This is a genomic window from Vibrio sp. YT-15, assembly GCF_033337445.1.
In the GTDB taxonomy this organism is placed as follows: domain Bacteria; phylum Pseudomonadota; class Gammaproteobacteria; order Enterobacterales; family Vibrionaceae; genus Vibrio; species Vibrio alginolyticus.
Window position 1 is genome coordinate 124,086 of the sequence record NZ_JAWOQR010000008.1, and the last position, 22,935, is coordinate 147,020.

General features: G+C 43.8%; 20 protein-coding genes. 10 read left to right on the forward strand and 10 right to left on the reverse strand.

Going from position 1 to position 22,935, the window contains the following annotated elements:
• Positions 1-4: 4 nt before the first annotated feature.
• Complete coding sequence (locus tag R7D93_RS16100; protein WP_225495922.1) at positions 5-1,753, forward strand: hypothetical protein; 1,749 nt, start codon at positions 5-7, stop codon at positions 1,751-1,753.
• A gap of 246 nt (positions 1,754-1,999) precedes the next feature.
• Here the strand turns inward: R7D93_RS16100 and R7D93_RS16105 are convergent, their stop codons facing one another.
• Together R7D93_RS16105 and R7D93_RS16110 are read right to left on the reverse strand one after the other, a co-directional pair.
• Positions 2,000-4,456 (reverse strand): ABC transporter permease, encoded by a 2,457-nt coding sequence (locus tag R7D93_RS16105; RefSeq protein WP_213867710.1) that lies wholly within the window; start codon positions 4,454-4,456, stop codon positions 2,000-2,002.
• Positions 4,456-5,148 carry an ABC transporter ATP-binding protein gene (locus tag R7D93_RS16110; RefSeq protein ID WP_005376323.1) on the reverse strand — a complete coding sequence of 231 codons (693 nt, stop codon included), beginning with the start codon at positions 5,146-5,148 and terminating at the stop codon, positions 4,456-4,458. The genes R7D93_RS16105 and R7D93_RS16110 overlap by 1 nt, the downstream gene beginning before the upstream one ends.
• On the opposite strand from R7D93_RS16110, the gene tesA reads away from it, so the two are divergent.
• The 4 genes from tesA to R7D93_RS16130 all read left to right on the forward strand — a co-directional run bounded on the left by tesA (position 5,147) and on the right by R7D93_RS16130 (position 10,849).
• Positions 5,147-5,749: a multifunctional acyl-CoA thioesterase I/protease I/lysophospholipase L1 gene (tesA, locus tag R7D93_RS16115; RefSeq protein WP_005376324.1), complete on the forward strand. Its 603-nt coding sequence runs from the start codon at positions 5,147-5,149 to the stop codon at positions 5,747-5,749. The genes R7D93_RS16110 and tesA overlap by 2 nt on opposite strands.
• Before the next feature lie 82 nt (positions 5,750-5,831).
• Entirely contained in the window at positions 5,832-7,031 is a 1,200-nt protein-coding gene (gene fabV / locus R7D93_RS16120; protein WP_213867709.1) for an enoyl-ACP reductase FabV, read from the forward strand.
• A gap of 180 nt (positions 7,032-7,211) precedes the next feature.
• The gene (locus R7D93_RS16125; RefSeq protein WP_213866348.1) at positions 7,212-9,122 is read left to right on the forward strand and encodes an EAL domain-containing protein; all 1,911 of its coding nucleotides are present in this window, start codon (positions 7,212-7,214) and stop codon (positions 9,120-9,122) included.
• Positions 9,123-9,193: 71 nt separating this feature from the next.
• The gene (locus R7D93_RS16130; protein WP_213877328.1) at positions 9,194-10,849 is read left to right on the forward strand and encodes an ABC-ATPase domain-containing protein; all 1,656 of its coding nucleotides are present in this window, start codon (positions 9,194-9,196) and stop codon (positions 10,847-10,849) included.
• A 79-nt stretch (positions 10,850-10,928) separates the two neighbouring features.
• Here the strand turns inward: R7D93_RS16130 and R7D93_RS16135 are convergent, their stop codons facing one another.
• Complete coding sequence (locus R7D93_RS16135; RefSeq protein WP_225495924.1) at positions 10,929-11,549, reverse strand: DNA-J related domain-containing protein; 621 nt, start codon at positions 11,547-11,549, stop codon at positions 10,929-10,931.
• Between the two features lie 128 nt (positions 11,550-11,677).
• Positions 11,678-12,517, reverse strand: coding sequence for an isopenicillin N synthase family dioxygenase (locus R7D93_RS16140; protein ID WP_005376329.1), 840 nt, complete (start codon positions 12,515-12,517; stop codon positions 11,678-11,680).
• A 242-nt stretch (positions 12,518-12,759) separates the two neighbouring features.
• Here R7D93_RS16140 and R7D93_RS16145 point away from each other — a divergent pair, with 242 nt between their 5' ends.
• Positions 12,760-13,356 (forward strand): DUF2238 domain-containing protein, encoded by a 597-nt coding sequence (locus tag R7D93_RS16145; protein WP_225495926.1) that lies wholly within the window; start codon positions 12,760-12,762, stop codon positions 13,354-13,356.
• On the opposite strand, the gene cutA is transcribed toward R7D93_RS16145, so the two are convergent.
• The 5 genes from cutA to R7D93_RS16170 form a co-directional block, all read right to left on the reverse strand.
• Positions 13,318-13,650, reverse strand: coding sequence for a divalent-cation tolerance protein CutA (gene cutA, locus R7D93_RS16150; RefSeq protein WP_017634166.1), 333 nt, complete (start codon positions 13,648-13,650; stop codon positions 13,318-13,320). The genes R7D93_RS16145 and cutA overlap by 39 nt on opposite strands.
• Positions 13,651-13,664: 14 nt before the next feature.
• Complete coding sequence (locus R7D93_RS16155; protein WP_225495928.1) at positions 13,665-13,916, reverse strand: hypothetical protein; 252 nt, start codon at positions 13,914-13,916, stop codon at positions 13,665-13,667.
• Positions 13,900-15,609, reverse strand: a complete 1,710-nt coding sequence (locus R7D93_RS16160) for an SgrR family transcriptional regulator (protein WP_225495930.1) — start codon at positions 15,607-15,609, stop codon at positions 13,900-13,902. The genes R7D93_RS16155 and R7D93_RS16160 overlap by 17 nt, the downstream gene beginning before the upstream one ends.
• Positions 15,610-15,688: 79 nt before the next feature.
• On the reverse strand, positions 15,689-15,922 hold the full coding sequence (locus R7D93_RS16165) for a DUF3389 domain-containing protein (RefSeq protein WP_225495938.1): 234 nt from the start codon (positions 15,920-15,922) through the stop codon (positions 15,689-15,691).
• Positions 15,923-15,928: 6 nt separating this feature from the next.
• Positions 15,929-16,363, reverse strand: coding sequence for a hotdog fold thioesterase (locus tag R7D93_RS16170; RefSeq protein WP_005376340.1), 435 nt, complete (start codon positions 16,361-16,363; stop codon positions 15,929-15,931).
• 201 nt (positions 16,364-16,564) lie between these two features.
• Between R7D93_RS16170 and R7D93_RS16175 the strand changes: the two genes are divergently transcribed.
• Positions 16,565-17,353, forward strand: a complete 789-nt coding sequence (locus tag R7D93_RS16175; RefSeq protein ID WP_017634168.1) for a M48 family metallopeptidase — start codon at positions 16,565-16,567, stop codon at positions 17,351-17,353.
• Positions 17,354-17,427: 74 nt separating this feature from the next.
• On the opposite strand, the gene R7D93_RS16180 is transcribed toward R7D93_RS16175, so the two are convergent.
• Positions 17,428-18,456 carry a site-2 protease family protein gene (locus tag R7D93_RS16180; RefSeq protein ID WP_213868009.1) on the reverse strand — a complete coding sequence of 343 codons (1,029 nt, stop codon included), beginning with the start codon at positions 18,454-18,456 and terminating at the stop codon, positions 17,428-17,430.
• A 422-nt stretch (positions 18,457-18,878) separates the two neighbouring features.
• Between R7D93_RS16180 and R7D93_RS16185 the strand changes: the two genes are divergently transcribed.
• From R7D93_RS16185 to R7D93_RS16195, 3 genes are all read left to right on the forward strand, one after another.
• The gene (locus R7D93_RS16185) at positions 18,879-20,114 is read left to right on the forward strand and encodes an outer membrane protein transport protein (RefSeq protein ID WP_005376347.1); all 1,236 of its coding nucleotides are present in this window, start codon (positions 18,879-18,881) and stop codon (positions 20,112-20,114) included.
• A 20-nt stretch (positions 20,115-20,134) separates the two neighbouring features.
• Positions 20,135-22,543, forward strand: coding sequence for a VolA/Pla-1 family phospholipase (locus tag R7D93_RS16190; RefSeq protein WP_213867706.1), 2,409 nt, complete (start codon positions 20,135-20,137; stop codon positions 22,541-22,543).
• 136 nt (positions 22,544-22,679) lie between these two features.
• Positions 22,680-22,889, forward strand: a complete 210-nt coding sequence (locus tag R7D93_RS16195) for a YgdI/YgdR family lipoprotein (protein WP_017634171.1) — start codon at positions 22,680-22,682, stop codon at positions 22,887-22,889.
• Positions 22,890-22,935: the final 46 nt, after the last annotated feature.

Genomic DNA, 22,935 nt, shown 5'->3' on the forward strand with positions numbered 1-22,935 from the left:
AATTATGGCTCGACAACTCCATAAATTTACAAATACCGTTGCATGGAAATTAGATCGCCCCAGTTGGAACTCAGTATTAAAACAGTCCAAGCAGCTTGCAAGACAACTTGAGAAAGCTAACCCTGAAAATGTTCTTGGTGTTGGTGGTTCTCCTAGAGCTAGGCGACAACGACAACAAGATCAAGATTCTCACATAAAACATTATCGAAAATTACAGCTTGAACAAGAGAAATTCGAAGCTACCCAGAAGAAAGTGTTGCTACGATTTGCTCAATCCACAAGTACAATTCGTGATATGGGTGTTGCTGAGAAGAAAGTTTTACTGAACAAGCTCAAACAAGCTTCAAGCACAGAAGAATTGCTTCACCTTGAGAAACGATTGAAAAACCAAATCTCAGATCGCAACCGCCGCGAGAAACAAAGGACACGAGAACTTGCTAAACAGAGCGCACTTATAACCCATCAGCACAATGAACGCCGTAAGGCGGCAGCGTCATCACTCAAACGTGCTGGTATGGCAGCAGGTTTAACGGTTGGTAGTTTAGCCGCTTTAGGCGCACAGCAGAGTTTACAACGAGCTACCGAGCTGGACCAAGCCATTAAAAAGAGTGGTTTAGATGCTATCACGTTTCAAAATATTAGCGCCGCCTCAGAAAAGTTCGGTTTATCAATGGACAGCGTTTCAGACCAGTACAAAGACTTCGCAGACAAGCTCGGAGACTACCAACTAACAGGTGGAGGCGAATTCTCCGATGTGGCTGAGTGGTTGAAGAAGAACAATAAGATCTCCGAGGAGATGCTAAAAGAGCTAAAACCTCTCGAAGCAATGAAGTTGATTCAAGAAGAAGCTAAACGCCGTGGAACGGATATGAATAAGCTCACGTTCCTCATGGAAAGTTTCGGTAATGACGCAATCCTCCAGTTCAAAGCGATGGCTAATATTGAGGAAATTCGAGCACAACGAGAACGATTTAACCTCAACCTCACACAGCAAGATATTGAAACATTAGTAAAAGCACGTCAAAACATTTCGTTAATCGGGGAAGGGTTTGGTCGCCTAATGGATGAATTTCTTGTTGGGTTTGGTGGAGGTAATATCAACTCCATTATGACTGACTTAAAAGAATTACAGCCTACTTTCCGACAAATGGGTGAATCTGTAAGGTCTTTCGTTAACACAGCAGTTAAACATGGTGATGAGATTATCACGATTGGTAAAACAATTGCTTCAATTTGGGTCGGTTCGAAAATCTTCACTGTATTAAGCGGTGGCTTGAGTGTTGTAAATACATTAACAAATGCATTCAAAGGTTTATTCAAGCTTATTAGCCGTGCAGCAAGTGCACTAGGTCTTGGTAGTGCAACAAGTGCAAGTGTTAAAGGTGGTGCAGCCGCACGAGCAGCAGGTGGAGCACGAGCAGCAGCAGGTATGGCAGCAAGAGCCAACCCTTGGTTAATGGGCGGATACGCTGTATATGAGGGCAGAAAAGGCGGCTTGTTAGATCCTGAAAACTTTTTTGGTAAAAATAAATATACCGAGTTCTTAAATACAAATATCTTCGATCTACTTGGTCGTGCTGGTAAAGAGATTAGTTCAATTCAAACACAACCTCAAAAAGTAGATGTAAATCTTCACGTTCGTTCTGATGTTGATAATTCTGGTAACATCATCCCTGTTGTTCGTGGTGAAATTGACCGCGCTGAGGATGATCGAATGGTGGCATTTTATAGCAACCTATCACCTTCAAACTAGAATCTAAGATATGACATTACCCCACCAATAAGGTGGGGTTTTTTATGTCTAGAACTACACGTAAATCAACTATGAAGATTTGACAGACTCATTAAAATTGTCATACGCTGATGATATCAGTGGTATACAAATTCAAGCATTATCATGTAAGCCACTGATTTAATGGGCTGAGAGTCCCACTGTTTTTGTGGATAACTAAAATAAAAGTGTCATGGAGTGTTCCAAACTTGATAACACTCGCTGCGATTAAGTGTTTACTGGCGTTAACAATCTTTTCAACAAACTCATCACTACAAGTGCCAACGTAACAAATGTTGCAAGCGGTAAAGCTATCCACAATTCGGGGTGAATTTGTGCATTGAGATCGAACCCATATGTCATGACTGCGGCCACACAAATTTCCGCAGCGAATACCGCAACACCACTAGCAATCAACGCCATAATTCCGTACTCGGCCCACAGGGTTGTGTTGATCCGTTTCTTACTTGAACCTAATGTGCGATACAAACGAATCTCTTGTTGACGTTGGGACAAGCTTAACCTCAGTAGAGTAAAGATGAGCAGCAGACCAGCAACAACGCCTAAAAGAGCAAGGATGGTGATTGCTGATACGATTTGCTGAATCAAAGCCTGAATTTTCTCGCCCATAGTTCGGATATCTAAAACAGAGACCGTTGGGTGAGCACGTGACATTGACGTCAACAACGCTTCATTTCCTTCTTCAATCCTATAACTGATGAGGTAAGAACCAGGTAAATTAGCCATCACGTCAGATGAGAAAATAAAATAAAAGTTAGGCTTCATGTCACGCCATTCGACATAACGGATGGTATCTACTACTGCATCGTAATTCTGACTGTTTATTACAAAGCGCAGCGTATCACCGAGTTTGATGCCTAAGTCATTTGCTACATCCGCTTCTACAGATACACTCCCTTTGTTTGTCCATTCACCCGAAAGCACATCATTATATTCTGGTAGGCTATCTCCCCATGTCAGGTTTAGCTCTCGACGTATCGCGTCAGAACCTTCTCCTTCGTACTCAACCTCTTTGACGTTTTGACCGTTGATCTCTGTTAGTCGTCCACGAATTATTGGATAAGCTTGTGACCGCGTAACTCCGTTTTTATCTAGGGTTTCTAGGTAGTTATCGAGCTCATAATCACCAATGTTCAAAGCGAACACATTTGGCGCGTCTGCAGGTAAGGTTCTCTCCCAATCAGCGAGAATATCGCTGCGCACAAGCCAAATGATAGACAGCAACATCAAAGATAATGCCAAAGCACCAAACTGTAGACCGCTGGTTACTGGCGTCCGGTTGATACGACTCAACGCAAGCTTCATTGCAGGATGGGTTGACACACGTGCAAACAGCTTTGTGAGTATGACGCTAACTGCTGCGAGTACCACAAACAGTACCGCTATACCAGTGAGCACGATCCAAACTAAGGTGTTATCTGCATACAGTAAAAGCAATGGAACAACGGGAACTAGAACAAGTAACATTCGCTTCCAAGAACGTTGCGCTTTACCCTGCTGTAGCACTTCTAACGCGGGAGTTTTAATCAAGCCTAACAATGGTATACCGAGAGCAGGCACCGTAATCAAGACTGCTGAGATAAATGCCACCAAAAATGGTGTGACACCGTAACCAGGGAGTGGATCGGGTAATAAGTCTTTGAGTGGAATGCGTAATAAATATTCCAGCCCGCTCCCTAACAATAGACCGACGACACTGGCACTAATGAGAAGGATTGTGACTTGAATAAATAACCACTTTTCAATCCATCGGCGACTCGCACCAAGACTTTTCAACATCGCGATAGTTTGTGTCCGGCTGTTCACGTAATTTTGACAAGTAAGAACCAATGTTGTCGCTGCCATAATGATGACAATCGCTACGGTCAACGACAGATACTGCGTCGTGCGTTCAAAAACCTCATTACTACGACTGGCAGTATCTTGCGTGCGCCAGCGATCGCTCGGAGAAAGCTGCGTATCATCTTGTAAGCTATTTAGTGTTTTATCATCGGCTTGTAAAAACAGACGGTATTGAACTCGGCTCCCAACTTGAATTGCTCCTGTTTTATCTACGTCACTTTGATGAATGTATGCAGAAGGCATTTGTTGAAATGGATTAAAGCTCAAGCCTGGTTCCATCAATACTGCGCCTGATACAGTAAACTCGGCATCGCCTATCGTGACGCTGTCACCTGACTTTACGCTTAGTTGAGTCATAATCCGCTCATCAAGCCAGAGTTGGTTCTCTTTAACGCGACCGGCTGGATTATTTTCAAGAACGAGCTCTCCCATTAAAGGGTAATTATCATCCACCGCCCTTACAGAAATAAGCTGCATACCATTATCGCTAAATGCCATAGTGGCAAAGCGTGTCATCGTCGAACGGTCAAGGCTTTCAGTCGAGGCTAACAACGTGTCCGGAATGGGATTAGCAGACACAAACACCGCATCTGCCGTTAATGCGTCCTTCCCCTGCTTGACGATCACCTGCTCCATTCGTTCTGCTAATGCAGAAAGCGCAAAGATACTCGCAATCACGAGAATAAGAGCAACGCTAATAGGCCAAAGATTCCCCTGCCTTATTTCGCCGAAACTCCAGCGTATCAAACTTTTATTCGACGAGTGCTGTGTTGTACTGTTTTGCTCTGTGGATGTTGCTTCACTTGATGATACTGCAGACATTATATCTCCTCCTTAAGCTCACCCGCCTCCATACGATAGATACGGTCACATCGGCTTGCTAGATGACCATCGTGTGTTACTAAAATCAGAGTTGTCCCGTGCTGTTCATTAAGATCGAATAGCAGCTCAATCACTTTGTCTGCGGTTTGATGGTCAAGATTGCCGGTAGGCTCGTCTGCGAACAACAGCTCAGGCTGTGTCATAAATGCACGCGCTAGCGCAACTCGCTGTTGTTCACCACCAGATAACTGGCTTGGTAAATGGTCGACACGTTTTTCCAATCCAACAGCAGCTAATAATTCCGCTGCTCTTGCTTCATCTTCGGCTTCACCACGTAAAAGACAAGGAAGTGTGACATTACGTAATGCACTCAAACTCGGGATTAACAGGAAACTTTGGAAAACAAAACCTAAAGAGTCAGCCCGAATTTTCGCGCGTGCTTCATCGTCCAGTTTTGATAATTCATGACCTAATAAAGTAATTTCGCCTGATGTCGGCGTATCAAGACCAGCTAGCAACGTCATCAATGTTGACTTACCTGCACCGGAAGTTCCGACGATGGCGATTTTTTCTCCTTTTCGGATGTCAACATTTACGTCTTTGAGGATTGTTAATTGTTCTTGATTAGTAGAGACTTGTTTAGAAACCAAATTGGCTTGAACAATAGGTGCATTAAGTACAGGTGTTTGCATGATTCGTATACTTTCCTTAGTTCTATTTTTTTGTTTTTCCGCTACTGCACATGCGAGCGAAAAGCTACTTGTCTTGGGTGATAGCTTGAGTGCAGGCTATCAGATGCCGATCGAAGAGAGTTGGCCTAGCTTACTCCCTGATGCGTTGTCAGAACATGGTCAAGATGTAACAGTTATTAATGCCAGCATTTCTGGCGATACAACCGGCAATGGCTTAGCACGGTTACCTCAGTTGCTAACTCAGCATAGCCCTGACATGGTACTTATTGAGTTAGGTGCCAACGATGGACTGAGAGGTTTCCCTCCTAAACTTATTACGTCGAATCTTTCAAAAATGATTACCATGATAAAAGATTCTGGTGCGGACGTTGTCATGATGCAAATTCGGGTTCCACCTAATTATGGTAAGCGCTATAGCGATATGTTTTACGATATCTACCCTAAGCTTGCACAGCATCAACAAGTTGCCTTGATGCCATTCTTCTTAGAGCATGTTGTCACCAAACCAGAGTGGATGATGGATGATGGCCTTCACCCAAAACCAGATGCACAACCTTGGATCGCTGATTTCGTTGCTCAAGAATTAATTAAACATCTCTAATTTTAATGGTCTAGCTCAATAAGTTTTACGTAACTTTACGTTAATCTATTTTCAATTCCACTCATCGAGGATAGATAACAACATGCGAATAGAACCGTTAATTCAAGGTGTTGTTGCTCGCTCTGCGCACCCCAAAGGGTGTCATGCATCTATTAAAGAGCAAATTGAATACGTAAAACGCGCCCCACAGATCAAAAAAGGCCCAAAACGGGTTTTGATTATTGGAGCCTCCTCTGGTTTCGGCCTAGCGGCACGAATCGCCTTAACGTTCGGTGGCGCTAACGCCGATACCATTGGCGTCTCATTTGAGCGTGGCCCTTCAGAGAAAGGGGTTGGGAGTGCGGGTTGGTATAACAACGTCTTTTTTAAGCAAGAAGCAAATCAAGCCGGGCGTACCGCAATAAATATTGTTGGTGATGCATTCTCTGGTTCGGTGCGCAATCAAGTGATTGAAGCCATTGAAACGTACTTTGAGGGTGAAGTTGACTTAGTCATCTATAGCTTGGCAACCGGTGTTCGACCTAAACCTGAATCTGATGAGTTTTGGCGCAGTGTCATTAAACCTATTGGTGAACCTGTCACTGGCGCTTCTATCATGCTGGAGAACGATAAGTGGACAGAAACCACCTTAACGCCTGCAACAGAAGAGGAAGCCAATGCCACCATTAAAGTAATGGGCGGCGAAGACTGGGAAAGCTGGATTGACACACTCATTAATAACGACTCTATCGCAAACGGCTGCAAAACCATCGCCTTTTCTTACATGGGCCCTGACATTACGCACCCAATTTATCTCGATGGTACGTTAGGTCGAGCGAAAATCGATTTACACCAAACCAGTCATTCATTAAACCTCAAACTCGCCAACTTTGACGGCGGTGCTTACGCAACCGTGTGTAAGGCGTTGGTGACGAAAGCCAGTGTATTCATACCTGCTCTAAGTCCTTACCTGTTAGCGCTTTATCGAGTGATGAAGGAAAAAGGTACTCACGAACGCTGTATTGAACAAATGCAGCGACTGTTTACTACGAAGTTATACGATCAAGAGAAAGTGCCAGTTGACGGTGAACGCTTGATTCGAATAGATGACTTGGAACTTGAACCGCAAGTTCAACAAGAAGTCCACGCTCTTTTAGAACAAATGAATGCTGATAACTTTAAAGAGATTGGTGATTACCAAGGTTTTAAAGATGAGTTTATGAAGATCAATGGCTTTAACTTTGAATATGTCGACTATTCGCAAGACATTTCTATTGAATCGTTAATGTCGCTTAAGCCTTGATGCTTGTTATCTGTTTCAAGGATGAGATATGTGACAACTATTCCTAGTCCTGAACACTTTTCAGGACTTTTTTTTGTTTCGAGCCCTAGCCACCCTATACTTAATTAAAAAGCGAGAACAAAATAGAGCAGTCTGCATTTTTAATTCACAGGAAGTGAAACCACGTAAAGGATGACCTATATGGGGAGATTGCAAACATTAGACTACGAAATCCCTGAGTCTATGCGAAGAAGTTGGCAGGAAATCGTCAACTTACTGGCTCAAATAACGCACGTACCCACCACATTAATTATGCGTATCCATCCAGATCGCATAGAAGTAAATACATCCAGCGAAACTATAGGTAATCCTTATCGTACTGGCGATACTGAGTTGCTTGGCAACGGTTTGTATTGTGAGCATGTCATAAAACACAAAAGTGAACTTATTGTCCCAAACGCGCTTGAAGATGAAGAGTGGCAAAATAACCCTGATATCAAACTAGGTATGATCTCTTATTGCGGCTTACCGCTATTCTGGCCAAATGGAGAGACGTTTGGAACTATTTGCATGCTTGATTTTAAGGAGAATGAATACTGCGACACTTACCGGCAATTGCTTGGGACTTTTAAAGATTCAATCGAAGCGCAGCTTTCCATCGTGCATCAGCAACACAAACTTCAGCGTCTTAACAACGAACTCAAAAATAGAGTTGAGAATCGCACTACAGATTTGGCGCAGTTAAGTTATTCCCTAACGCAAGAGATTGATCGTCGCAGAGCCGCTGAAAAGCAGGTGAGCTACCAAAAAACACACGATCAAGGAACTGGATTCCTAAACCGAGCAGCACTCGAAAATATAGTCAGTGACACACTCAGAACGTTAGATCACAGTCAGCAATCATTAATCGTAATAAACATTGGTTTTAGCAATGCACGCAGTATCCAAACCCGTTATGGCTTTGAAGCTTTCGACGAAATATTGAAAGAGTTTCGGTATCGTCTTGGTAAGCGGGAGTCCAGACATTTTGTTACGGGGAGGCCTAGCTCCAATGATCTCGTATTGCTCGTTTGGGGCACAGACATCGATATAAAATTGCATCAGCTACTGAATGATATTACCGATATTGGTATGGGAAGTTTTTATGTAAAAGACACAGAGGTTCACCTAAACTCTTACATTGGTGTTGTACAAGCTCACCGAACCAGCAATGCTAAACAACTACTCCAGAACGCATGTTATGCCATGCTTTTGTGTAAAGAATCTGGCGAAGCGTATAGTTATTTCTGTGAAAGCCATTCAAATGAACTCAACAACCACAATCAACTGGAAAGCTACTTATTGCAAGCGGTAAGAAACGACGACCTAATGCTCTACTTTCAACCCAAAGTACACCCTCAAACCCACAAGTGGATTGGCGCAGAAGCGTTATTACGCTGGAGGCATCCAATACTTGGCGACGTATCCAACGAAGCATTAATACATATGGCTGAACAAAACGGGCTTATCTTTGAAGTTGGCTCTTTTGTTCTTCGAACCGCGATAGACAAAGCAAAACAATGGTCTGAGTTAATCGATAACTTCAAAATGGCCGTCAACGTTTCTCCCATTCAATTACAAAACGTAAATTTTGCAGAACAAGTGCAACACCTACTCGAGTCTTTTCATTTGCCAGCACACTTTCTCGAGCTCGAGGTGACCGAAAGCGCCTTAATTGCCGATGAGGTCGTAGCACGCACTACATTAAATAAACTGCACAAACTAGGCGTGACATTGTCACTTGACGATTTTGGTACAGGATATGCCTCGTTCAGCTATTTAAAGAAATATCCATTTGATGCCATCAAAATTGATAAAAGCTTCGTCCAGCAAATGGAAAAGTCGGACGATGACCGCGCGATAATTTGCTCTATCATACACATTGCGAAAAAACTGGAACTCCAAGTCGTGATCGAAGGCATTGAATCTCCCCAACAAGAACAGTTTCTCATTGGTGAGGGCTGTGATATCGGACAAGGTTTTCTTTATGGTAAACCTATGCCTTGTAATGAATTTGAGCAAAGTTTGTTTAATCAGCGCCTTTCTGGCGGGCAATACGCCTACTCTTCCTAAGCATTCTCTTTACTATGAGGGCGGTGGTTTCTATAATCGCCGCCCGCTTCTATTAAAAGGCCAATATCTTCATGGATCAGTTGACTGCCACGCTTAAGAAAATTGAAAAGCAGAACTACCGAGCTTATCAGCAAATCAAAGGTCAATACGACTTCACTGATTTCACTTTTTTTATCGATCATGTACAGGGTGACCCTTATGCATCGGCGTCACGTTTTCGTGCGACTCGCGCATGGTCTTTGACTGGTCTTGAGTGGCTAAGAGACGAGTCTCCTGCATTTCAAAGAGGTGCACGTGATTTTATTGCGCGTAGTTTTGAACAGTTTGCTAAACAAGAAAACTCAGTATCAATTTCACTGACAGGCCAAACTGTACTGGATAGCACCGCGGTGTTGTTTACTGAAGAAGGTATTGAACTGCGTTTTCGAGTTAACTTACCAGCCGAAGGTCGTTCAGTATTGGGGAAAAAAGCCAACAACATACTGACTTTCCACCTGCCTAAGTTTATCCGTCGAGCAACTTTAGAGCGTGAACTCGACAAAGCCGCTTTAATTAAGCACTGCCAAGTTGTTGAAGACCAAGATGCCCTGCGAGAACAGTTGGAGGCCAATAACTTAGTCGCGTTTGTCGCAAACGGCAGTATTCTTCCTCGAATTGCAGGTAATTGCGACCTTCCTATGAAAGAAGCCGTTGAGTTTAAAGCCCCTGAATCTCTACAAGTCACTTTACATGCGCCAAACAAGGGTCATGTCACAGGATTAGGAATTCCAAAAGGTATCACACTGATCGTAGGTGGCGGCTTCCACGGTAAATCTACCTTATTAAATGCAATAGAGCGTTCAATTTACGATCATATTCCAGGAGATGGTCGCGAATACATTGTTGCCGATAACAAGGCTATGAAGATTCGTGCCGAAGATGGCCGATGCGTACACCACTTGAACCTGTCGAACTACATCAACCATTTACCGATGGGTAAAGATACGGCGGACTTTTCTACTCAAGACGCATCAGGCTCAACGTCGCAAGCCGCTTGGCTTCAAGAGTCTATTGAAGCGGGTGCAAGCACATTATTGATTGATGAAGATACTTCTGCTACCAACTTCATGATTAGAGATGAGCGTATGCAGGCATTGGTGGCAAAAGGTGATGAGCCAATTACTCCTCTCGTCGACCGCATTGGTCAATTACGAGATGATCTTGATATCTCTACCATTATCGTTATGGGTGGATCGGGCGACTACTTAGACGTTGCCGATACCGTCATTCAAATGCACGACTACCAAGCCGTTGATGTAACTGAAAAAGCGAAAGAAGTTATCGCTCAGCACCCTACTCAACGCCATAACGAGTCAGAAGAACGTTTACAGACCTTCCCACCTCGAGCACTGAACCGCGTTGCGTTGATGAATATTCTGACTGACGGCAAGTTCCGTGTGAATGCGAAAGGCAAAGAGTCACTTCGATTTGGTAAAGAGTTTACTGATCTTAGCGCTTTGGAACAGATAGAGTCAGCCGATGAAGTCAACACAATTGGCTGGTTATGGTTCCAAATTGCTCAACTTCCAGGTTGGTGTAATCATCCAGCGAAGGAAATTGAAGAAATGCTGTCTGGTGAGTGGCATGCCGCTCTTCCTAAGCAAGGCGACTTAGCCAAACCACGCACACTAGACGTTATGGCTGCCCTCAACCGCATGCGAAAATCTCAGTTTAAGTCATCATGCTAGTTTTGATACGCTGACAGAGACAGTTCAATCAAAAGGCAGTTATAGTTAGCTGCCTTCCTTTATCTTTATTCTTAGCGAATCATTCGTTTCTCAGTACATTCCACGCTTCACAAAGAACTCTAAATCTTTCTGCATTGCCATTTTCTCGATCAGGATGCCAACGAAGCGCGAGTTTTCGCCATTGTTTTCTAATTTCCGCAGGCGTAGCGTCAGTGTTAAGTTCAAATAGTGACAGTGCCTTTGTCTTATCTACGCTGGCTACTGACGAACCACCGATGAACTTTTGATAAGTTGTCCAAAATTCATTCAACAGTCGACGCACTTCATCTTCGTCCGCTTCGTAATTGCGCCAATCTAAGTAATACTCACGCAAAGGATCATGAATATCGATCTTATGCCTCAAAGCTTCCATCGAAGACATGAGCTGAATATCCATGGCTTCGACTTGAAGCCAACTATCCGGATACAGAGTGTCTTGCAGTTGATATAATGCATTCATGAGCAGGAAATTTCTTTTGAATAAATCCTTATCGGGAGAGTCGTCCAGCTTTGAAATATAACCTTGTTCACCCAACGAGCTTGCCAAGGTGTGCACTTTCCAATTAGAGGGCTGTTTTCTCAGAATTTCTAGCATTGGCCAAAGCAGCGGATTTTCTATTGCATGAGGCTCAATACTACTGACAGTACGTTGTCCTTCCATTCATCCTCTCTGACACGAGTTTAGGGCCCCATTCTCGGCACAAAAAACATAGTTTCCATTTTGTAGCATAAATGCAAAAAGGCCGATAGTCATTCACCATCGGCCTTTGTAAGGAGATCACGTAAAGGTTAAATAACCCCTAGCTCACGTAAACGTTCCATAAGGTAGCTATGTGCAGTGTAGCGCTCAGATAACACCACTTCCGGCTTTGGATGCAGGAACAACGGTAATGAGATACGTGACTTTTCTTGACGGCCACCCGTAGGGTTGATTACACGGTGAGTCGTTGAAGGGAAATAACCACCTGACGCTTCTTGAAGCATATCACCAATGTTGATGATTAAGTTTCCGAAGTCACATGGTACATCGATCCAATCACCCTCTTTACTCTTTACTTGCAGTCCAGGCTCATTGGCAGCAGGCAAAACCGTTAACAGGTTAATGTCTTCATGCGCAGCAGCACGAATAGCGCCTGGCTCTTCTTCGCCTGTCATCGGTGGGTAGTGAAGCACGCGTAGTAATGTTTTGTCACTGTTATTGATCATTTCTGACAACGCGATAGAGAACTTCTCTTGAACGTCCTTAGGTGCGTACGCTTCAACCCAACCTAATAGCTCTTGAGCAAATGCATTGGCACGCTCGTAGTACTCTAAGATTTCAGCTTTAAGCTGCTCTGGGATCTGGCCCCAAGGGTAAACATGAAAGTACTCTTTGATGTCTTTCACTTTGTGCCCTTTCGCCACTTCAGACACTGAAGGTGGGAAATAGCCATCTTGGGTGTCTACGTTAAAGTGAAAATCATTCTTTTGATCTGAACAGAAAAACTCATGCCAGTTTTTGTAAATTGACTCTACAAGCTCTTGAGGAATCGGGTGGTTTTTCAACACACCGAACCCCGTTTCGCGTAGAGAGGTAACGAACTGTTGAGCAGCATCGTCAGCAAGATAATCGACAGTTTCCAGTTTCATGGCTTTACTTCTTTTTTATTAGACTGAATCATGGATTCTATGGATGGGCATGTTGTAAATCAAACTTTAATGAAAAGTGCACGCGCAAACGTTTTAATGTTGAGCAGTTTGCCAATAAATCAACATTTTCAGTGATCAAAAAACCCATTAAAATATCAATTGCACACCGTTCAATTAAGTGCAATCATTAACACAATCTATGGAGTCCCACTGTAAGATAAATTGAAGGATCAAGTAACTCTATGAAAAGCACCTCGACACTCTTAGGATTAACGATTTTTTATGCCATCGTGTTTTTATTTTCTGCGTTGGAACCTAACTCACGTGCAGTTTGGTTTGCGGAGATTATCCCGGCGACTGGTATTCTTGTTGCTATTTGGGCGATTTCGATTCGCTATCAGTTCAGTAATACGGCTTACTTTTTAATGTTCATCTGGCTCTGTTTGCACACTATCGGTGCGAAATATACGTTCTCCGAAGTGCCGTTTGACTGGTTTAACGACATGATTGGTTCAGAACGAAATAATTTTGATCGCGTTGCGCACTTTTCAATTGGCCTTTACGCATATCCGATCGCTGAATACTTGATAAACAAAAAACGGTTCAACAAAGCGTTCTCTTGCTGGTTTGCTTTGTTTGCTATCATGTCACTTGCTGCTGGCTATGAGATTATCGAATGGTGGTATGCGGAGTTGGCTGGTGGCGATGAGGGAATTGCCTTTCTGGGCTCGCAAGGTGACATATGGGACGCCCAGAAAGATATGTTGTGCGATACCGTTGGTGCAGTGTTGTCGTTATTCTTAATGTCGGCTCAACGTCGATTCTCTCAACCATTCTAAATAAGGGTTAAACCCATCAACAATTGGAACCTGTACGATTTGAGCGACCTCGTATTCGTGCAGGTTTTCTATTTTCTCTTCCACCAATTCATAAAGTTCTCGACGAGTTTTGATGACTAGCAACCATTCGTTGTCAGTACAAACCTCCCCTTTCCACACATAGTGACTTTCAATAGGCATCGTTTGAATACACGCGGCTAATTGAGCATCTAGCAAACCTTTAATGATCTGATCTCGATTTTTTTCATTACTGGTTGTACTTAAAACCATGCAATAGTCATGTTTCATACTCATTTTCTAGCCCTTTATTATTTCATCGTCACTTTGCCGCCAATCATTTTGTAAGCGGGGGTTCCTCTTACTAAGGCATCTCTTGCAAACTCTTGTCCGCAAGCGGGGCAAATACATGGGGTTTGTGTGAAATCGTCAACAATGCGCTCTTTGAAGCATTTAACCAGTGCGCCTTTCCCGCCTTTACGGTACTTAAATAGTTGAGTTTTACATTTAGAGCAAAAGATATCGACGGTTTTCGTCGGGTGTTTTTTATTCGGTTTCGCCATGGTTACTTTCTATATCCGGTTTGACCCATACATTATTAAAATCAAACCAACCTAAGGCATTACACTTTGCATTTTGTAACGCACCGCTGTGGTCTTTATTCACGCCTAGCCAGCAGTGAAACATAGGAATCACCTGACAGCTTTTTACTAATTGTCGTCCTAGCTCACGCGCAGGAAAGTCTGTGTGCATGCCGGCACGCCATTGATCGACAAGTTTAGCCCATTCACTAAAATCGTAACCTGAACTGAACTTCTCAATATCACTGTAATCCAGGAGCCAGCCCGCCAACGCGTCATTTCGGTTCGTTGCAATGCCCATAGCTTTCACCCAGATATCCACTTCCTCCGGTGCGGGCGGTTGAGAATCATAACGAATAAACTCAACCTCTATACCGTGCGGTTTTAAGAGTGTCTTGATGGCCTTGGCAACTACTGGAAACATCGGATGCTTTTTCTGATACGCTACGGAAATTACCTTATTAGCCTGTGGTACGCTGCCCGCTTCTGCTGGCCTAAGATCAATCCAACCAGGCTTAAGGCCAAAGGCTTGCAATACTCCCAGTTCCATCACTTTATCTTGTGGAACATGCGAGTAAATCTGGTGACTGTTGAGGGTTTGCGAGAGGAACTCTGCCCAACGTGGATCTTTTGCAATCCCAGTGTTTTTGTTTAGTAATAGGAATGTACAGCCAGGGTCCAGCTCGACTTCATCGGATGAACCTTGTTTATCCATCTTCGGCTTTGACAGGCTTGGATAAACCATTGAAGAATAGGCTTCATCGATTACCCACACCTCCACTTGGTCAAGTAAAGGGCGAAAACCAAAGTAGCCATCAAAAGCAGTCAAAATAAGACGCTTATCATCATTCATTTTAACTTGGAACGGCCCAGTCCCTATCGGTTGTCTATCGAAGCTTTCAGAACGCAAAGCACTCGGTAGCAAAATTTTTGCTTGCGACTCACTCAGAGCCAGAGGCAGGTAGCGATCAGGACGGATGAGCTCAATATCAACGGTCCACTCTTGTGGCGAAGACACCCGCTTTATGTGAGAAAACAAGTTCAAGCTATTTAACGCAAGCACACTTTCAAGAACACAACTGGTTGTTAACGGTTCACCGTTATGAAAGCGTACTCCACGACGAAGATAAAAACGCCAATGTGTATCAGAAATTGCTTCCCACGTGTGGGCTAAATCTGGTTGAAGTTGTTCATTTTCATCAAGGCGAGTGAGTCCGCTAAAAATTTGTCTGGCGATGTGCTGTTCAGAACGCCGCATCGGTTTCTGCGGGTTTAACATCGACAATGGTCGATAATAAGGCAAACGCACGACCTGCTCGCCCTGTCGATGTTGAAGCCCTAAATAACCTTGGATAACCTGCGTCAATCGTGCCGCATCGTTATCAAGCGCATCTAGAGCCTGACCGATTTTCCCTTCATCGAGATAACGCCTGGCGAGGTTTTCGCTGACGTCGCTTCGATTACGTTTAAAAACGAGTTTCGAAAGTTTTCCTCGACCCGCTGCCGGATGCCACTCAATCCAGCCCTCTTCTTCAAGTTTATTTAGAACAATACGAGCATTACGACGTGTACAAAACAACGCTTCGGTGATGTCTTCGAGCTGAACGTCCGTATCGTGACCGGAAAATTTTTCAAACAGTGTTTCGAACTGAACACGTAAACGAGGGCTACTCATAAAGAGGAAATTCTTATCTTGTTGTCGATAAGCTAAGTTTCCTCATTTTTACCAAAAAGTGCAAACATCACACTATAAATTATTGAATATCGATACCAATTTCTCGCGAAAGTTCGGCCAGTTGTTCCTCGCTGTCCAGCTTGATAGACCATTTGCACTCTGCTCCATGAGATAAAACAACGTTCGCTCCTCTACCCAGCAACTGAATTGCATCGGTTTGCGCTTGCAAGGTTACCATTGCACTGCCGGAGAGCTTAATCACTATTTCACGCTGGGTTGCAATGATTTTTCCTAATGAAAACTCAATCACCATCTTAGTTTATACCGACTTTGTTTTGTGTTGTTTCACAGCGATGGTCAAGCGACTGGTACACACTAAACGGCCTCGCTCATCAGTGATATCGATTTGCCACACTTGCGTTGAAATACCCAGATGAAGCGGTTTTGCCGTACCAATCACATGACCACTTCGCATGGCTCGCACATGGTTCGCGTTAATATCTAAACCGACGCAGTAGCTGCCCTCATCGACAGAGAAGTTTGCAGCCAATGAGCCTAATGTTTCTGCGAGCACGACTGATGCACCACCGTGAAGCATTCCTAAAGGTTGATGAGTAAAGCTGCATACGGGCATGGTTGCTGTAAGGGAGTCGTCAGTGAAATCTGTATATTTAATTTGTAGGTGCTCGATCAGGGTATTTTTTGACGTGGCATTCAGAATCTCTATGCTTACGGGCTTTTTCCATATACTCATTGTTTTACTCTTAGTTTCACAAACTGGTTTGTTAGGTTGTAACGATGTGCTAGGAAGCTAGCATAGACGCTACTTGGGCATAACTTCAAGACGTAACATCTCACCTTCTTTATTAATCAGATGAATAACTTGATCCATGCATCATGTTACTATTTGGGTATATACTATTGCTTCAAAACAAAAAATTAAATGGAGCCTGTTATGAAGGTATGGATGAAAGCCTCTGCTCTTTTAACTATCGCGGGTTTAACAGCGTGTAGCGCATCACCGACGGGTCGCAACCAGATCCTGATGTTTTCAGATCAGGAAATGTCATCGCTTGGAGCTAAATCTTTCGAACAAATGAAGAAAGATATCCCAATCAGCAAAGATCGCAAAACGAATGCCTACGTTCAATGCGTTGCCAAACACATCACTGACACCATTCCCGCTCAATCTGGATTTAAAGACTGGGAAGTCGTTGTTTTTGATAGTGAACAAGTCAATGCGTTTGCTCTACCAGGTGGGAAGATCGGCGTGTATACCGGGCTTTTAGATGTCGCGAAAAACCAAGATCAGTTGGCAACAGTCATTGGTCACGAAGTCGCTCACGTCCTCGCTGACCACAGTAATGAACGTCTCTCACAAAGTCAGTTAGCAAATGCAGGGTTGTCTCTAGCAAACGTTGCCATTGGCGCTTCCGAGTACAAACAGTATCAACAAATGACGATGGCGGCACTTGGTGTCGGTGTTCAATACGGTGTTATCTTGCCATACGGTCGTACTCAGGAATCTGAGGCTGATATTGTCGGGCTGGAATTCATGGCAAAAGCAGGTTTCGACCCACGTCAAAGTGTCGATTTATGGAAAAATATGAGTGCTGCATCAGGTGGTTCTCAACCACCTGAATTCTTCTCAACCCACCCATCGCACAGTACGCGCATTAAAGATTTACAAGCAACCATAAATAAGCTGCCTGCGTATAACGCGAAAGCACCAAGATGTGGCTAATTCATTGCTACTATCGTCTACTACTTAAGCTTGCCAAATAAAAAAGCTCCCTAGGGAGCTTTTAATGATTCTAATCAAGTGCCCAATATCTGTAGCGGCAAACTTAACAAACTATCTCCGAGAGTGGCAAAATACCAGATGATAGAAACAAAACCTCCGACAGAGACCAAGTACCAAGCCAGTGAGAATAGCTGCCCATAACGGGTTAATGGCAATAAATGGCTTTGATGTCGAGCTCTCCATTCCATCACCACTTCCAACATTCCCATTAACAATAAAAACCCTAGCAACGTCAGACCGAAATAGTAACTGATAAAAATGCCTAATAAAGCGGTCGCAATACTGCCAGCTAACCCGACCCAAGTATTCATTGAGAAGGTAATACTTTTGAGCACATGGCCACCATCTAATGGTAAAATAGGCAGCAGATTAAATAGGTTTAGCAAGGCGTTAAACACAGCAAGCCCAGCGAAGATCACCTCACCAGTCATCCAATAAAGCAAAGTAAAAACAATACTAAGTACTAAACCGAAAAATGGTCCCATGATTGAGATAACCACATCCTGCCAGCGCGTGTTTATCTTTTCGTCACTTAGCGCCAAACCACCTAGGAATGGAATCAAATAGATCCCTTTGGTCTTCATTCCAAAATACTTCATCGCTCTAATGTGACCATATTCATGAAAAACCAAACAAGCGATCAACGCTAGCGCGAACTCGATGGAAAATAGCCAAGAATATGCAGCGAGACTTGCAGACGCTAACGCCACTTTAATAACTTTCGCACTTTTAAGTGCTTTCATCCCAAGAGATACGAGGCCTATTACACTTAAACGCTTTTCGGATGGTGGCGTAACTTCTGGCACTTGGCACTCGATGTCTTTTTCATTTCGACAACCTTCGTTGACGAGCTCACCGTTAATTGTGACCTTGTAACTCAATTCAAACGGTTGCCATGTTAAAGAACACTCTAAATGACAGTTCAGGATTTCCTCACCCGCAGAGAGCCTAAACTGGTGTAGACAAGTCTCTGCGGTATTGTCACTGGCATCGATTTGAGACACCAACGTATTATCCCAATATAACTGCTGCCACCCAGCCATCGATCCTTCGAGCCTTAGCGAACGACCTAAAAATTCAACATTCAGTAATTCCAATGCGGTTCCCATTGCGTCTATTGAATAACTACATAGCGAGCGCGAATTATGCCTGTGAAGTGAAGAAACAGCAAAGCGAGCTATCTCTTGATTTGATCGTTATTTAACTATAAAGCTCGCAAAACAATTCTGGTCGTACCATTCTCTTCGAAAATATAACGATAATACATGCCCTTACAAGCCATCGTTTGACCTATGCATCATATTTAAAACGCAAAATACGCTCAAACTTTGACAAGTTATTAAACATACAATTAACATTACATTTACATCACCGTTGTATTTCGCGTATTAACAATTGGTGTAAGTACCACACAACAATTACAAGGACTTCGGTCCAGCATTATGACACCCTAGGAGGGTCAAGGATGAACAAGAAGCACTGCTCTCTGCTTACAATTTCAATATTGTTTGCGTGTAATGCCCACTCAGCGGGCTTCCAGGTAGCTGAACATTCGGCATCTGGTCTTGGTCGAGCATTTTCAGGTGAAGGGGCTGTCGCAGACAATGCCAGCGTCCTTGCTCGTAACCCTGCAGCAATGACACTTTTCAAAGAAGCTCAATTTTCGGGCGCGTTATCTATCATCGACCCTGAAGTCGATGTGTACGACACTGTAAACAATGAACACGCGAAAGATGTCGCCCCTTTACAGATCGTGCCAGCAGGTTATTACATCAGCCCTATCAATGATAACTGGGCTTGGGGTATCGGTATGTTCACAACATACGGTGTTGCTACTGACTATCCAAATGATATTTCCGCAGGTGATATGGCGGGTGACACTTCCCTACTTTCAGTAAACATCAACCCTAATGTCGCTTACCGTATCAACGAGTCTTTCAGTGTCGGTGGTGGTATCAACCTCGTATACGCTGAAGCAGAGCTGACTCGCCACAAAGGCGCACTCGCCGGTATTTTAGGTGGTAATAAGTCCGATAACCTTGTCGGCATGGAAGGTGAAACTTTCGCTTGGGGTTGGAATGTCGGCGCTTTATTTGAGCTAAATGAAAACAACCGTTTTGGCTTTGGCTACCGCTCTAAGGTTGATCTAGATTTTGATGACGGTGAGTTTAGTAGTTACGACTCTGGTCGAGCTTCATCACCAAAAGTTGATGGCCGTTTAAAAATCTCTCTCCCTTCAATTATCGAATTATCGGCTTTCCATCAACTGAATGAACAATGGGCTGTACATTACGGCTGGCAACAAACCGACTGGAGCACATTTAAAGAACTAAAAGCGACCAGTAACGAATGTAATGACGGAGTATGTTTCTTTAAACCTGAGAAATATGAAGACAACAATCGCTACTCCATTGGTGCAACTTACATACTTAATACAGACTGGACATTCCGTGCAGGCTTTGCGTACGACGAACAAGCAGGTGAAGCGACATTGAGTATCCCTGACAGTGACCGTTTTTGGTACAGCGCGGGCCTAACTTACGCAATGAGTGAGAATTTAACTTTCGATGCAGGCTTTGCACTTGTTAAGAGTAAATCAGGCTCTTTCACTGAGACAAATGCTCTGGGTGAAGAGATTAAGTTTGACTCAGAAGGTACTGCTTACATCAGCGCGGTACAGATGAACTACACCTTCAAATAATGGGATTACGGAGTAAACCAATGAAACACACGTTTAAATTATCAATGCTTTGTTCTGCAATCCTTCTTGCTGGTTGTGGTGATGATACCTCCAGCTCTGGTACTTCCGACAAAGTTCAATTTGAAGATGAAGTCCAAGCATTGCTTGATCGCGAAACATCCATCAGTTTTACGCTTCAAGGAGCGAACGCAGATGTACCGGCACCGTCTTACTTATTAATGGACACAAGCGATGGTACGCTTGGTCTGCCAACTGATGGCGATGATGCTTTAACCAACCCTAGAGCCTCGATGAATACGATGGATGGATGGTCAACGTCTATGCCAATCGTTCTTAACTTCAACGGCGACGGTTTTGCAGCGGGCATGCTGTCGTCTGGTGTTAAAGTCATCAAGATTAACCAACGCTTAACCGAGTGGGACGGTAAATCTAACCCAATCGAAGAGGTACTCGTTCAGAATCAGGACTACGTAGTTCAAGCAAAAGGTAACTCTCTATACATCCAGTTCTTGGCTGCACTTGATGAGTCAAGCGAGTACATTTTTGCGGTCACACAAGATGTTACTGACGTAAATGGTGAGCCAATCGGTACATCAGCCAGTTACGCGACAGGTAAATCGAAAGAAATCGTTTATGAAACTGGTGCTCTTGCTTCTGTTCAAGCGGTGACACAAGCGGTTGAAGGCATTTTTGGTTTAGCTCAAGTTGACCCTAACGACATCGTTTACTCCTCATGGTTCAGCACCCAGTCTGTAGGTGATACGTTAGCGGCAATCAAAGGAGTAACCGCTACTGGTTTTTCTACTGGCGCAAACACACTAAATACCGTTTATAAAAATGACTCAAACGAAGGTTCAGTAGACTTATCAACGGCCTACACAATAACGCTCGGTGAAACCCAAGACTTCAGCACTGCGCTAGACTCTGACGATGACTTTAGTAAATACATTAGCGATCTAGACGCAGCTAAAACGGCAATTAAAGGCCTTTACATGCAATCAGGTGCCGATGTAAGCGTGACACAAGGTGTGGTAAGACTGCCTCATTACCTGGAAAAAGGCGCAAGCTGGAACATGCAACCAATGGAATCTGCGATGCCAAGCCTAGCGAAGCTAAGCGCAGCATTAGCGGATCCGAACGAGCAAGCAAACATGGTTCAGCAGCTATCAACAGGCGTTTTTGCAAATGATCCTGTTGATGTGACAAAGCTTGCTACAGATCCTACAGAGCAGCTAAAACTTGTTGGAGCTAAGCTTACTCTTACCGATGGTACCCAGCTTGATAGTGAGCGTATTATTACTCGCTACTCGCCTGTTCCCGTAGTGAAATCGGTTGAAGATGTCGAAGTACTGGTCTTCACACCTAAATCTGGCGTCGCGACAGACGTTGTGATTTATCAACACGGCATCACCTCTGCGAAAGAGAATGCGTACGCGTTCGCGTTCAATATGGTAAAAGCAGGTGTGGCAGTTATCGCTATTGACTTACCTATTCATGGTACGCGCAGCTTAGATGAACAACGTTCCGCAAATGCGAATGTACTGGCTTATCTAAATCTTTCCAACTTAGCCGTTGCGCGTGACAACCTACGTCAAAGTGTTCTGGATGTGTTAGGTTTGCGCGCTAGCTTGGTAGTATCTGCTCAAGGCGGTCTTTTAGCTGGAGGTCCTCTGCAAGGCTTCAACCCAATGACGGGTTCAAAAGTCAAAATGTTAGGTCATTCACTTGGCGGTATTGTAGCTACATCTGCCGTCGCAGCAGCAAACAATACATTGGGCAGCCCTACTGCGGATGCGCTGTACACCTTTAGTTCTGCATCAGTACAGAACTCTGGTGGACAAATTGGTAATTTGTTACTGGGTTCAGACAATTACGGCCCTCAGATCAAACATAACCTCGCTTATGCAGCATCAAAAGACTATGCGAATTACGCTGATGCATCATGTGCGGATCTAGAAGATAAAACATGTTACGAAGCATTTGAGGCTGCGGCAACGGAAGCTCAAGTAGCAGCACTAGAAGCAGGTTTCTCACAATTTATCTATGCAGCACAGACTACACTAGACACTGTCGATCCGTTCACAAACGCTTCAGATTTAGTGGCATCTGGTTCGCTAACGACACCATTCTTTATGACAGAAGTGGATGGCGATAGCACAGTACCAAACAGCGTTCCAAATGCACCATTCGCGGGTACTGAACCGCTTGCTAATAAGCTAGGGTTGAAGACTGTGAACAGTACGGACACTACTGTGAATGCAACTGCGAGCTTTGTACAGTTTAATGCTACTGCATCGCACAGTACTTTTGCTTCGCCAAATGGCACTCTGTCTGATATTGATCATCATGTAGAGATGCAGATGGAAAACACTGACTTCTTGATGGATGACACACTAACAGGTGTCACTAACACTTCTGTTTTGAAGTAATCGCAACACCCTTCCTACCAAAGCCCAGTTTCTACTGGGCTTTTTCATTTCAATTGTATTCAAACCCACTCATATTTCCTCTGCTATAGTTAAAACGATGTCTTTGCCTAACTCACTTGTTTAAAAGGAAAACTCTATGCGCGTATTGACTGTTATTGCCACTGTATTACTTCTTTCTGCATGCGGAAGTAGCCAATATCTGATGTCGACAAATGAAGGGAAAATTATTACCTCTTACGGTAAACCAGACCTGAACGAGGAAACGGGTATGTACGAGTATGAAGACATGGATGGTAAAGAAATGAGTATTTCAAAAGAACAAATTGTCCAGATTGTCGAACGTTAACGACAGGCCCTCTGTAAATTAGAGGGCTGTGTTCTAGCCACCCTCT